A 12,790-nucleotide genomic window follows, 5' to 3' on the forward strand; every position below is an offset into this window, starting at 1 on the left:
ATAACAAAAAACCTTATAGCGTCATCAGTTATTAATCCTAAGTGGCGCTTAATTATCCATTTTTTAATATTTTCTTGATGTCATCCTCATTCTTGTATGAAGAGTGAATCTTGATTAACCCTTGATTGATAGCGTGCTGACACGCTTTTCTTATGTCGCCGGTTGCAAAGCTTGCTGCTGGCGCGTTATCAATGGCTTTGAGGAATACCCAATGGCTTTGTTTATCTTGCAAGCTGATTTCTCGCGCAATATGCGTTGCGAGTAGGAGTAAATCCAGCAGCTCTGCATCATTAATTGCCGTGTAGGCTCGTGGCAGGAACGGGTAGTCACTGATTCCCATGCGAATAGTACGATTAACATTATGCTGATTCGCAAAGTCATCCACCCAAGCCTGAAACTTATCAAACATCATTTCTGCTGACGCATCTCTATCAGCGTTGGGTTCGATGTAAAGCAAGTTCGCATCTGAGAAGTGATACAAACGAGCGGGCTTTTTGATCTTTTCTGCCAGGAACTCACCAAACGCTCGCTCTAACTCCAGCCCTGCTTTGTAACCATTTTGAACGTACATACTGCGTAAGAAAGGCAGGTCGATCATCACAAAGCGCAGACGGTCATTGAGAGGCTCGTGGATTAACTCACCAAGCTGCCACTGTTCGAAGGTGTCACTCGATTTCTTCAAAGAGCGCGACAGTTTTACATTCAACATGCGCAAGTTATTCAGGCGAGAGCGTGAGTGGGTGAACAGGTCATTTCGTAGTTTATCTATCTGACCTGACTGGCGCTGAATGATGACGCCACGGCGCATGATGAACAAAAACATCACTAAGACGGTAATAAATAGAGCGAAAGAGATTTTTTGGAATTTACGGTGCTCTCCTTCGACTTGTGCCAAGCGTTCAGTTAGTCCTACATAGTGAATAGTCTGCTCTGCGAACTCTTTTTGCTGACGGAATGCATCTTCGCTGATCTGGTTTAACTGCACCTGTTCTAGTTTTACTAAGTTGGTGTATTTTTTATACGCCTGTAGCGAAAGCTGGTATTCACCGGCTTGTTCATAACCGAGTCCAAGATAACGGTAAGACTGCTGCTTGATAAAGTTATTTCCTGTAGCCGTCGCATCAATGAACATGAGCGCTTTTTGCGCGTTTTCAATTACGCTTTTACTGTCATTCTGATGATAAGCAAGGCCAGAGTGAAGTAGGGCAGCTTTGGCCTTAAGCGCTGGAATGTCGGCATACTCGAGCAGTTCAGTCGAGCTATCCAGATATTGCCCCGCCAGAGCGTAGTTATAGAGTTGAAGGTAAGTCGCGGCAAGGCTCAGACGAATATTGATCATACGGTTGATACTTTTACTCGTGCTCTCGTGATCCAATACATTGAAGTAGTGGACCAGTGCCAAGTTAAATTTGCCCTGATAAAAGTAAATGTCACCCATCTGCTCAAGCACATCCGCCAGGATTGGTGAATTTGGGTAAGAGTCGTAAAAGTCTGCAGCCTGAGATAAGTACTCGACCGCTTTATCGTATACGCGTCGTTCTTGGAATAGTCTTGCCAGTAATCGGTTTACCTTGGCCAGTCGGGCACCACTATCGCTTTCAATCGATTGCCAGTAACCGTATAAAAGCTCAGAAAGCGCAAGGTTGTATTTTTTCTCGTTGAGGTAAAACTCGCCAACCGTGGTGTAGTAATCGATGAGTGCCAAGCTGGAGCGAGTTTGTTCCAGCATCTCTTTTGCTTCGGCATAATAACTTTCTGCTTTGACACTATCACCACGATAGGACGCTAAAAGCGCACGTTGCATGACCAAGCGATAACGAATGCTATCAGCACGCTGTAAAACGGCATCCTCTTGATTAAGCGTATTCTCTATTTGGTCCAGAGCTTCTTCCGCAGCAGCGTAATTTTTATTTCCAGTCCAGATCATCTGGTTTCGGATCAGTTGCACATCCAGATACAGGTATGGAAGCTCGTATTTTTGTGCCAGAGTTTGCGCTTCATTGAGGCTTTTGATTGCTGCACTGACATCCCCCAAAGCGAAGTTTGCTTGGGCAATAATTTTATGTGCTTCGATGGTGCTGTTTGGGGTTCGGATGCTACGGTCGGTTTCTTCACGGGACATGGCAGAAGGACCATCACTTTCACTGCGTTCTATCAACTCTCGCTGCAAAAGGTAGTTGGTTGCTGCTTGTCTTGCTTGTGAGGGATCGATTTCCGCCAGTTGTTGGGCTTCATTAAGTAAAGTTGAAGATAAAATGGTCGCGTGAAGCGGCTGTGCCAGCAGTAAGCAGAAAAAGCCAATCAATTTGAATAGACGCGATCTGTCCCAAAACATCCTTTCGTTCCCTCGAACTGGTTTAGATTTTTTGATAATACCATGCTTAGGTATTAAAAACGTTCGGCAATCCAATAGATTGCCGAACTTGTTTTTACCACTGAATAATTACTGACGAGCCATGCGGTGGTTGTGCTCTGGCTTGGCGTTCTCGGTGGAGCGGTAAGGGTTGATATCCAAACCACCACGGCGAGTATAGCGAGCAAACACGGTCAGTTTGCTTGGGTGACAATATTTCATCAGGTCAGTGAAAATACGCTCGACACATTGCTCATGAAACTCATTGTGCTCACGGAAAGAAACGAGGTAGCGCAGCAGCTTCTCACGGTCTAGCTTCGCACCCTGATAGCGAATTTCAACGCTGCCCCAGTCTGGCTGGTTGGTGATCAGGCAGTTTGATTTCAGCAAGTGGCTATGTAGCGTCTCTTCGACTTGCTCTTCACCAGCAGCGCCTTCCAGTAAGGATGCATCAAAATCGTAGCTGTTGATTTCGATGTCTTGATCATCAATACATTCACCGTCCATCGTGACGATAGGCTGATTGGTGTAATGAGTAACCGGATTTACTTCAACGATGACTTGTTCACCAGCGCAAGCCGAAAGATCCTGTACTAAACGCTCGGTCACGTCTTGCCAACTTGCAAAACGGGTTTGGTTGTAACTGTTCAGGTACAGCTTAAATGACTTGGACTCAATTAAGTTAGCGCTGGTCGCAGGAATGTACACTTCTGCAACGGCCACTTGTGGCAGGCCTTTGCTATTGAGCCACGACAGTTCATACAAGGTCCAGATGTCATGACCCATAAACGGCAGCGCTTCACCTAATTCAAGGTCATCGCGGTTAAGGCTACGCGGCACAGGTTGCAGCAAGCTCGCGTCATATTGGTTCGCGTACTCGGTCTTTTTACCCAGAGTCAGCCCTGCAAGCTCTTTAGCGTTGGAATATTTGCTCATACTTTGTGGTCGTTTTCGATTAGAATGGAGAGAATTTTACTGAATCCGCTGATTAATTGCTATCTGGCAAATATTGCAGGCAGATAAACAAGGAATAGGAGACCTTCATGACCCAAACCGTTACTCAGGCGCTACAAGATTTTAGCCTACGCTATCAACAAGCTTGGCAAAATAAGCACAATGAATTGCCACGCAGTGAAGAGCTTGCTGATCTTGTATCTCCATGTGTTGAAGAGAAACGAGATGGGGCGGTCTTATGGAAAGCGTGTCTGCGTGAAGAGCATGCGGATTTCACCAACGTGGAAAATGCGATTGAACTGACGTTGCATGATGACATTAAAGCTTTTTATGGTTCGCAATACAGCGCAGACATGGAAGCGACCTGGAAGGGTAACGAACTGACATTGTTGCAGGTGTGGAGCGATGATGATTTTGATCGTCTGCAAGAAAATATTCTTGGTCATCTGGTGACTCAGCGTCGTCTCAAGCTTAAACCAACCGTTTTTATTGCTGCAACAGACGCAGAGCTGGATGTTATTTCTATCTGTAACTTGACGGGCAATGTCATTCTTGAGCGTCTGGGTACTTCTCAGCGTGATGTTCTTGCCGATAATGTCAGTGAGTTCCTGACCAATTTAGAAGCTGCGGTGTAAACATGTACGTTGTTGAATTGCAGTTTGAGTGTTTTGATAACACTACCGTAAGCGCGGTTGATAAGGCGATTAATGGGTTAATGGACGCACTGCGTTATAACGGCCAGGTACTTGGTCGTGAGTTTCCTATTGTGATGGGCGATGGCGAGTTTTTTGTACGTGTGGTTTGCCCGGAGCAGGACAGCCTACACCCGCGTTACCATTCAGACTTTGTCAAAGTGTGTATGAATCGTTTGTCGGAAGCCTCTTTGCTCGCGCCGAAAATGCGCTTGCTTGGTCGTGATCTGAACTCTGAACAAGCAGCAGAAGATGAGACACCAAGCTGGCAGGTGCTTTATACCACTTACGTACATACTTGTTCGCCACTGCGAAGCGGTGAAACCTTATTACCAATCCCTTTGTACCGCAATGATCCAACACTAAACGGTGACCATAAAGCGGTCATTAAGTGGCAAACGGAATGGCAAGCGTGTGATGAAATCCAAATGGCGGGCGGATGCCGTGCTGAGCATGCCGCGCTGCACGAGATATGTGATGCTGACAGTGTCCTGTTTCGCCGTGGTTGGGATTTACGTGGCCGTATTGAATACATCACTAAAATTCCAACCTACTACTACCAATACCGCGTTGGTGGCCAGTCACTTGAAAGTGAAAAAGCGCGTAAGTGTCCTAAGTGTGGTGGTGACTGGCTATTAGACGAGCCCTTGCATGACATCTTCTACTTTAAGTGCGATGACTGCAGAATTGTTTCGAATATCTCTTGGGACCATCTCAAGTAACAGGTTTGTATCTCCTGCCGAATAGCAAAGAAAAAGGGCTGATGTTTTCACATCAGCCCTTTTTGCAATGGTCAGCAGAGATGTTTGCTAAGACGGGTGATATTACCAGCCTTTTACAACGCCGCCTTTGAATAGCTCTTTCGCTGCTTCGTAAACTTCTTCAGTTTGGTAAGCTTTAACGAAGTTTTGTACGTTCTCAGCGTTAACGTTCTCTTCACGTGCTACAACTAGGTTTACGTATGGAGATTCTTTGTCTTCAACGAACACACCGTCACGCTCTGGAGACAGATCGATAGAGCTTGCGTATGTTGTGTTGATGATAGATAGCGTTACATCGTCTAGTGAACGTGGAAGTTGTGGCGCTTCAAGTTCGATGATTTCGATGTTTTTAGGGTTGCCAACGATGTCACGTACCGTTGCAAGCAGACCAACGCCGTCACGTAGTTCAATCAAACCTTGTTGTTGTAGAAGGATCAGTGCGCGACCTAGGTTAGTTGGGTCGTTTGGTACTGCGATACGCGCGCCATCTTGGATTTCATCAACAGATTTAACTTGCTTTGAGTAACCAGCGATTGGGTAAACGAATGTGTTACCTGCGATAGCCAGTTTGTAGCCACGGTCTTTAATCTGTTGATCAAGGTATGGCTTGTGTTGGAATGCGTTAGCGTCAACTGAACCGTCGTCTAGCGCTGCGTTTGGTGTAACGTAATCAGTAAAAGTCACCAGCTCAACGTCTAGGTTGTACTTCTCTTTTGCGATTTTAGCTGCAACTTCCGCAACCTGTGCTTCAGCGCCAGCAATAACACCCACTTTTACTTTGTTCACATCAACTTCTTTATCACCACAACCCGTAAGTGCTAGAGCAGAAGCGGCTGTTATGACAGTCAAAAGACCTTTAAGGCTAAATTTCATCGGTATCTCCTTATAATTTATGTAATTTGATGCTTATCTGTGATCCACGCGGCGTACCACTGCGTCGCCGATAGACTGAATAATTTGTACTAGAACAATGAGCATGACGACGGTAACAGCCATGATTGTCACATCGTAACGGTGGAAACCGTAACGGATTGCAACGTCGCCCAGACCACCGCCGCCAACGGTACCTGCCATTGCAGAGTAGCTGACCAAGGTTACGAGTGTAATTGTCACTGAGTTAACAATAGTCGGCATTGCTTCAGGTAGCAGAACTTTTGTAATGATTTGTACAGGTGTTGCGCCCATAGATTGTGCCGCTTCAACTAAGCCAGTTGGTACCTCAAGTAGAGCACCTTCGATAAGGCGCGCAACAAACGGAATGGCACCAATGGTGAGCGGTACGATTGCTGCGGTTGTACCAATAAAGGTGCCGACCAGCATTTTAGTCACTGGGATAATCGCAACCATCAGTACAAGGAATGGCACAGAACGGCCCACGTTAACAATCGCGCCTAGAATGCTATTAAGCTTAGTATTCTCTAGCAGACCACCTTTTTTAGTGATGTGCAAAATAACGCCTAAAGGAATACCAATAGCAAAGCCGACAATACCCGCAACTGCAACCATGTATACCGTTTCCCAGGTTGCCCCAAGAAGTAGATTGCTATTTAGGCTCAGCCATTCAGAAGCCGTATTAAAGGACATAACCAAGTACCTCTACTTTCACGTTGTGTTCACGCAGGTATTCGATTGCTGCGTTGTCATCTTGTTCATTACCAAACAGTTCAGCGACCATCATGCCGAATTTCACGCCACCGGCGTAATCAAGATCTGAACTTAGGATACTCACATCAATATTGTATTTGCGTGAAATCTGAGACATCAATGGAGCGTCAACCGTTGCGCCAGTGAACTCCATACGGACTAGCGGGTAGCTGCCCTCAACACGGCTTGATTGAAGTCGAGCCTGGTAATCTTCAGGAATAGACAGATCCAGAGTCGAGCGAATGAACTCGTGCGCCAGTTCTGTTTTCGGGTGAGCAAAAATTTCACCCACGGTGCCTTTCTCAACCAGTTCGCCACCACCGATGATCGCCACTTCGTGACAGATGCTTTTAACCACTTCCATTTCATGAGTGATCAGCAAAATAGTGATGTTGAGTTTACGGTTGATCTTCTTTAATAACTCAAGGATTGATTGAGTCGTTGCCGGATCCAATGCGCTGGTGGCTTCGTCACAAAGTAGAACGCTTGGAGCAGAGGCTAATGCACGAGCAATGGCTACACGCTGCTTTTGGCCGCCACTTAAGTTCGCTGGGTAGCTTTCATGTTTGTCTTCTAATCCTACTAGTTTCAGTAGTTCAGTGACTTTCGCATTGATATGCGATTTATCTTTACCTGCGAGTTCAAGAGGTAGTGCAACGTTATCGAAAACGGTACGAGACGACAGCAGGTTAAAGTGCTGGAAAATCATGCCGATGTTACGACGTGTTTCTACTAGTTGTGTTTTGCTTAGTTTGGTCAGGTCAACGCCATCTACGATGATGGAGCCAGAGGTCGGAGCCTCTAACATGTTCACACAGCGAATCAGAGTACTTTTACCAGCACCTGACGAGCCGATCACCCCAAAGATGGTGCCCTTGGCGATATGTAGGTTAATGTCTTTCAGAGCCAGAATTTCTTTGCTGCCCTGGTAGAACACTTTATTGACGTTTTCTATTTCTATCATGTTTCAACCTGCATAGAGATATGGGGAACTTCGTTGTCAAAAACGGCTTTTGACAGAACTTAATTTTGAGCTCTATCTCAATTTTCAGTTGATGCTATGGGTTAAGAAGATTTAAGTCAATAGATATTTTTACGTCTAGACGTCTAAATGTGCAAACGTTCTGATATCGGAACTTGGTTCTGTCAGAGGTGTATTTTCGAACATAAGATGAAAGCCCCCGAGATTCAACGATTCTTGAGACGTAGCGTGCTGATTTGTCTCAATGTCAATCTAAATAGATAGTGTTGAAGCTTATAAGGTATGTAATAATCTGCTTAAACCGAGCTAATAGAGAAATACGTTTTGGCAAAACCTGCTGTTTTTATCGACCGTGATGGCGTGATTAACGTCGATCATGGTTACGTTCATGACGAACATGATTTTGAGTACATTGACGGTGTGTTTGAAGCGACGAAAGCGCTGAAAGACCAAGGTTACATGTTGGTTCTTGTGACGAATCAATCTGGTATCGCACGCGGTAAATTCAGTGAAGACCGATTTTTATCTCTGACTCAATGGATGGATTGGAACTTTGTTGATCACGGCGTTGAGTTTGACGGCTTCTATTACTGCCCGCATCACCCTGAAGAGGGGATTGGCGAATACAAGCAAGATTGCGACTGCCGTAAGCCAAAGCCGGGTATGTTCATTTCTGCACGTGACTTCCTGAAGATTGACATGGAAAAGTCGGTCATGATTGGCGATAAAGCGGAAGACATGATGGCAGCAGAAGCGGCTGGCGTAGGGACCAAGATTCTTGTACGTACCGGCAAACCAATTACTGAGCAGGGTGAAGCGCTAGCGACGGTAGTATTGGATAGCATTGCGGACGTTCCTGCATATTTAAACAAATAACATCATCGCTATATTTTTAGAGGGAAGCACTGGCTTCCCTTTTCTCTATTTGTTGTTAAAGTTCATTTACCTAAGTTTCTACCCACTTTAGTTTGATCACCTATGAACAAAAAACTCACCATTCTTGATATCGCAAAACTGGCTGGCGTTGGTAAGTCGACGGTAAGTCGTGTGCTCACGAACGATCCCAAGGTAAAGCCAGAAACGCGTGAGAAGGTTGAAAAAATCATTCGTGATTCAGGTTATGTTCCTTCCAAATCCGCTCAGTCGATGCGTGGAGGAAGTCAAAAGGTGGTGGGCGTGATCATTTCTCGTTTAGATTCACCATCAGAAAACCAAGCCGTAGGCACCATGCTTCGTGAGTTATATTCTGCTGGTTATGATGTGGTGATCATGGAAAGCCAGTTTGATCGCCAAAAAACCATTGAGCATCTTGAGGTTCTTAGACGTCGCAATGTAGATGGCGTGATTGTATTTGGTTTTACAGGTTGCGATGAGAAGGCCCTCGCTGAGTGGGGCAGTCGTATTGTGGTGATTGCCATGGATACGAATGAGGTTTCCTCTATTAATTATGATAACCAGGGCATTATCGATATGGCGCTTTCTCACTTAGAGCAGCAATCGCTTTCTCGTATTGCCTATATCGGTGTGGATTCTGATGACAGAACCACGGGGTTTGCCCGTTTGAATGCTTACCAGTTGTGGTGCCAGAGCAGAAATATCCTGCCATGCTTTAAGACCGGAGCTCTTAGCCATGAGAGTGCTTATCAGTTGGTCGATCACGTATTACAACAAGACACCCAAGCCATTGTTTGTGCCAGTGACACGCTTGCACTTGGGGTTATTAAACGTCTACAAGAGTTAGGGCGCGAAGATGTTGTCGTCACTGGCGTGGGCGGCAATGAACTCCTTTCTTTTCTTTTCCCGAATATCTTCAGTGTCGATCCTGGTTATACGCATGCAGGCAAAAAAGCCGCTAACATGCTGATTAATCAGTTGAGCGGCAATGACTCTTTACTCCACTTCACCCAGAAACCTGTCAGCCACCACGGTTAGATATATATGCCATAGTCGCATAATGAGTGTTCTGCTCTAGACTTAGTTTGTGATCCTTTTCAATTAATGGGACTGTTCCCATTTTGTTTTTTATCTTCAGGTGGCAATATAAAACCACTTCGTGGGAATGTTCCCACTAATAATAAATACAAAGAAAAGTTAAACATATCCAATACAGGGTGGGCAAAGTTATGAGTAAGATTGCGCGTCAAGATGTACAGCATCTTATTGAGCTGGTCGGTGGGCCAGACAATATTGCAAGTGTGAGTCACTGCTTAACTCGTTTACGTTTTGTACTTAATAATACTGAGCAAGCTGACATCAAGCAGTTAGAAGCTCTGTCTATAGTAAAAGGCTGTTTTACCAACGCAGGTCAATTCCAGGTCGTTATCGGTACTGAAGTCGATGAAGTGTACAAGGTGCTGATCGAGATGACGGGTAAAAGCGAAGCCAGCAAAGACGAATCGAAAAATGCCGCGCGTCAGAACATGAACATCGTTGAGCGTGGTATCTCTCACCTTGCTGAAATCTTCGTGCCTCTGCTACCAGCTATCATCACTGGTGGTCTGATTCTTGGTTTCCGTAATGTGATTGGCGATATCAAGATGTTTGATGGCCAAACGCTGACCGAAATCAGTCAGTTCTGGGCGACAGTCCATTCATTCCTATGGCTGATTGGTGAAGCGATCTTCTTCTTCCTGCCTGTTGGCGTCTGTTGGTCAACAGTGAGAAAGCTCGGTGGTACGCCGATTCTGGGGATCACGCTCGGTGTGACTCTGGTCTCTCCGCAGTTAATGAACGCCTATTTGATTGGTAAACAAGTACCGGAAGTGTGGGATTTCGGTTGGTTTGTGATTGAAAAAGTGGGTTATCAGGCACAGGTGATTCCTGCCATGCTCGCGGGTATCGCACTGGCGTATATCGAAAAATACCTTAAACGTATCACTCCGTCTTACTTGTATCTGGTTGTGGTGCCATTTGTTTCCATCATTATTTCGGTGATTCTTGCACACTCTATCATCGGTCCATTTGGCCGCATGTTAGGTAATGGTGTGGCATTCGCTGCCAAGGCTGCCATGACGGGAGACTTTGCCATCATTGGCTCGACAGTCTTCGGTTTCTTGTACGCGCCATTGGTTATCACCGGTATTCACCACACCACCAACGCCGTGGATTTACAGTTAATGCAAGAGCTTGGCGGCACCCCAATCTGGCCTTTGATTGCACTTTCAAACATTGCTCAGGCATCAGCAGTGGTTGGCATCATTATCATCAGTAAAAAACAAGATGAGCGTGAAATCTCCGTTCCGGCGGCAATCTCTGCTTATCTGGGTGTGACTGAGCCTGCAATGTACGGCATCAACCTGAAATACAAATTCCCAATGCTAAGCGCAATGATTGGTAGTGCTTGTGCGGCGGCAGTTTGTGGTAGCGCCGGCGTAATGGCGAACGGTATCGGTGTGGGTGGTTTGCCGGGCATCTTATCTATTCAGCCTCAGTTCTGGGGTGTGTTCGCATTAGCAATGTTGGTGGCGATAGTGGTTCCAGCTGGTTTGACGCTGATTCTTTATAAGCGCGCAAAAGCGAAAGGTGAACTTGAAACGGCAAACGCATAACAAACTTAAATCAGCGATGGCAATGGAGAATGTCATGCCATCGCTTGTTTCCCAATTTAAAACAGCCATTCCTGACTACGTCATTTTGAGCTCAGGAGTGCTTGAACTTTAACCATGATTGTCATGGTGACTTTTTAATTTAATGGTAAGTGGGTGTTAGAAATGGCAATGACCAAGCAAGATAACAGCTGGTGGAAAACCGCAACAATCTACCAAATTTACCCGAAGAGTTTTTGCGATAGTGACAGCAAAGGTACGGGTGATATCAAAGGGATCATTTCTAAACTGGATTATTTAAAGCACCTTGGTGTGGATGCGATTTGGCTAACGCCTGTGTATGCATCGCCAATGATCGACAACGGCTACGATATATCCGATTACTACTCGATCAATCCTGACTTCGGCACAATGGCTGACTTTGATGAGTTACTGGTGGAAGCGCACCAGCTGGGTATCCGAATTATCATGGATATCGTCGTCAATCATACCTCGACTGAGCACAAATGGTTCCAGTCTGCGCTGGGTGATAAAAACAGCCCATATCGTGATTATTACATCTGGAAAGATCCGGTAGAGGGGGCAGAGCCCAACAATTGGCAATCCAAGTTTGGTGGTAACGCATGGGAGCTGGATGAAGCAACTGGTCAGTACTACTTGCACCTGTTTGCCAAGGAGCAAGCGGATTTAAACTGGGAAAACCCAGTAGTGCGTGAAGAAGTCAAAGACGTGATCAGCTTTTGGGCAGAGAAGGGCGTGGATGGTTTCCGTCTTGATGTCATTAACCTGATATCTAAACAGCAAGACTTCCCGAATGATGAGCGTGGCGATGGACGTCGTTTTTATACCGATGGTCCACGAGTGCATGAGTATTTACAGGAAATCAGCCAAGCGGTATTTCAAAAGTACGGCAGTGTAACGGTTGGAGAAATGTCTTCGACAACCCTTGAGCACTGTCAGCAATACTCCTCTTTAGACGGCAAAGAGCTTTCTATGGTGTTCAATTTCCATCATTTGAAAGTAGATTACCCTAACGGTGAAAAGTGGACCAAAGCACCGTTTGACTTTCTTCAGCTCAAACAAATCTTTAATCACTGGCAGACAGGGTTAAACGGTAAAGGTTGGGGAGCGCTGTTCTGGTGTAACCACGATCAACCACGTGTGGTCAGCCGACTTGGTGATGATCAGCACTACCGTGTTGAATCGGCGAAGATGCTGGCTGCGTCTGTTCACATGATGCAGGGCACACCTTATGTTTATCAGGGTGAAGAGATTGGCATGACCAATCCGGGTTATACCGAGATCAGTCAATATCGCGATGTTGAAAGTACCAACATGTACGACATCATGGTGAATCGTGATGGTGTTCCACACCAAGAAATGATGGCTATTCTGGCTCAGAAGTCTCGTGATAACTCGCGAACACCTATGCAATGGAATGGCCAACCGCATGCTGGCTTCACCAAAGGAACGCCTTGGCTCGAGGTCGCGCAGAATTATCCGCAAATCAATGCCGAGTCTGCTGTAGCAGATTTAAACTCCGTATTTTATTTCTACAAGCGCTTGATTGAACTGCGCAAACAGATCCCGGTCATCACGGACGGCAGCTATGAAGATTTGCTGCCAGAGCATTTGCGTATTTTTGCTTACGCTCGCCAGAATGAATCCCAGACGTTGTTGTGTATCAATAATTACTATGGGGAAGAGGTGGAATGTGTCTTGCCAGAGCGTTTTGAGATGGCGAAAGCGAAGTGTTTGTTGTCCAACTACCATAATTCGGTAAGTTCGGTTGCCTCTCGACATCAGACACTGCGTCCGTATGAAACACGAATTTTATTGATTGAAGAGTAATTTAACTT

The 12,790-nt window shown here is 45.7% G+C and carries 11 protein-coding genes; 6 read left to right on the forward strand and 5 right to left on the reverse strand.

The window, feature by feature from the left end; genetic code table 11:
- Nucleotides 1-52: 52 nt before the first annotated feature.
- Together DBX26_RS03360 and queF are read right to left on the reverse strand one after the other, a co-directional pair.
- The gene (locus DBX26_RS03360; protein ID WP_065296431.1) at nt 53-2,335 is read right to left on the reverse strand and encodes a tetratricopeptide repeat protein; all 2,283 of its coding nucleotides are present in this window, start codon (nt 2,333-2,335) and stop codon (nt 53-55) included.
- Nucleotides 2,336-2,443: 108 nt separating this feature from the next.
- The gene (gene queF, locus DBX26_RS03365) at nt 2,444-3,289 is read right to left on the reverse strand and encodes an NADPH-dependent 7-cyano-7-deazaguanine reductase QueF (protein WP_014231030.1); all 846 of its coding nucleotides are present in this window, start codon (nt 3,287-3,289) and stop codon (nt 2,444-2,446) included.
- A gap of 107 nt (nt 3,290-3,396) precedes the next feature.
- Between queF and syd the strand changes: the two genes are divergently transcribed.
- Complete coding sequence (gene syd, locus DBX26_RS03370) at nt 3,397-3,942, forward strand: SecY-interacting protein (RefSeq protein ID WP_065302046.1); 546 nt, start codon at nt 3,397-3,399, stop codon at nt 3,940-3,942.
- Between the two features lie 2 nt (nt 3,943-3,944).
- Nucleotides 3,945-4,721: a Zn-ribbon-containing protein gene (locus tag DBX26_RS03375; protein WP_065296433.1), complete on the forward strand. Its 777-nt coding sequence runs from the start codon at nt 3,945-3,947 to the stop codon at nt 4,719-4,721.
- A gap of 102 nt (nt 4,722-4,823) precedes the next feature.
- Here DBX26_RS03375 and DBX26_RS03380 read toward each other — a convergent pair whose 3' ends face one another.
- Genes DBX26_RS03380 through metN form a run of 3 tightly spaced genes read right to left on the reverse strand, consistent with a single transcriptional unit; the run spans nt 4,824 to nt 7,368 of the window.
- On the reverse strand, nt 4,824-5,633 hold the full coding sequence (locus DBX26_RS03380; RefSeq protein WP_118117860.1) for a MetQ/NlpA family lipoprotein: 810 nt from the start codon (nt 5,631-5,633) through the stop codon (nt 4,824-4,826).
- A 33-nt stretch (nt 5,634-5,666) separates the two neighbouring features.
- Nucleotides 5,667-6,344 carry a methionine ABC transporter permease gene (locus tag DBX26_RS03385; RefSeq protein ID WP_014231034.1) on the reverse strand — a complete coding sequence of 226 codons (678 nt, stop codon included), beginning with the start codon at nt 6,342-6,344 and terminating at the stop codon, nt 5,667-5,669.
- Nucleotides 6,334-7,368 (reverse strand): methionine ABC transporter ATP-binding protein MetN, encoded by a 1,035-nt coding sequence (gene metN / locus DBX26_RS03390; protein WP_118117862.1) that lies wholly within the window; start codon nt 7,366-7,368, stop codon nt 6,334-6,336. Before metN ends, DBX26_RS03385 begins: the two co-directional genes overlap by 11 nt.
- A 342-nt stretch (nt 7,369-7,710) precedes the next feature.
- Between metN and gmhB the strand changes: the two genes are divergently transcribed.
- The 4 genes from gmhB to treC all read left to right on the forward strand — a co-directional run bounded on the left by gmhB (nt 7,711) and on the right by treC (nt 12,782).
- Nucleotides 7,711-8,262, forward strand: coding sequence for a D-glycero-beta-D-manno-heptose 1,7-bisphosphate 7-phosphatase (gene gmhB / locus DBX26_RS03395; RefSeq protein ID WP_014231036.1), 552 nt, complete (start codon nt 7,711-7,713; stop codon nt 8,260-8,262).
- Between the two features lie 102 nt (nt 8,263-8,364).
- A complete protein-coding gene (gene treR / locus DBX26_RS03400) occupies nt 8,365-9,318 on the forward strand; it encodes a trehalose operon repressor TreR (protein ID WP_065302047.1) in 954 nt (317 codons plus the stop codon).
- A gap of 191 nt (nt 9,319-9,509) precedes the next feature.
- On the forward strand, nt 9,510-10,934 hold the full coding sequence (treB, locus tag DBX26_RS03405; RefSeq protein WP_118117863.1) for a PTS trehalose transporter subunit IIBC: 1,425 nt from the start codon (nt 9,510-9,512) through the stop codon (nt 10,932-10,934).
- Nucleotides 10,935-11,096: 162 nt separating this feature from the next.
- Nucleotides 11,097-12,782 (forward strand): alpha,alpha-phosphotrehalase, encoded by a 1,686-nt coding sequence (treC, locus tag DBX26_RS03410; RefSeq protein ID WP_118117865.1) that lies wholly within the window; start codon nt 11,097-11,099, stop codon nt 12,780-12,782.
- Nucleotides 12,783-12,790: the final 8 nt, after the last annotated feature.

Source organism: Vibrio sp. dhg (assembly GCF_003443775.1).
GTDB lineage: Bacteria > Pseudomonadota > Gammaproteobacteria > Enterobacterales > Vibrionaceae > Vibrio > Vibrio natriegens.

Bases quoted from the DNA above. Each gene is read 5' to 3' on its own strand.
- DBX26_RS03360 (WP_065296431.1), bottom strand. From the start codon at position 2,335: ATGTTTTGGGACAGATCGCGTCTATTCAAATTGATTGGCTTTTTCTGC.
- queF (WP_014231030.1), bottom strand. From the start codon at position 3,289: ATGAGCAAATATTCCAACGCTAAAGAGCTTGCAGGGCTGACTCTGGGT.
- syd (WP_065302046.1), top strand. From the start codon at position 3,397: ATGACCCAAACCGTTACTCAGGCGCTACAAGATTTTAGCCTACGCTAT.
- DBX26_RS03375 (WP_065296433.1), top strand. From the start codon at position 3,945: ATGTACGTTGTTGAATTGCAGTTTGAGTGTTTTGATAACACTACCGTA.
- DBX26_RS03380 (WP_118117860.1), bottom strand. From the start codon at position 5,633: ATGAAATTTAGCCTTAAAGGTCTTTTGACTGTCATAACAGCCGCTTCT.
- DBX26_RS03385 (WP_014231034.1), bottom strand. From the start codon at position 6,344: ATGTCCTTTAATACGGCTTCTGAATGGCTGAGCCTAAATAGCAATCTA.
- metN (WP_118117862.1), bottom strand. From the start codon at position 7,368: ATGATAGAAATAGAAAACGTCAATAAAGTGTTCTACCAGGGCAGCAAA.
- treR (WP_065302047.1), top strand. From the start codon at position 8,365: ATGAACAAAAAACTCACCATTCTTGATATCGCAAAACTGGCTGGCGTT.
- treB (WP_118117863.1), top strand. From the start codon at position 9,510: ATGAGTAAGATTGCGCGTCAAGATGTACAGCATCTTATTGAGCTGGTC.
- treC (WP_118117865.1), top strand. From the start codon at position 11,097: ATGGCAATGACCAAGCAAGATAACAGCTGGTGGAAAACCGCAACAATC.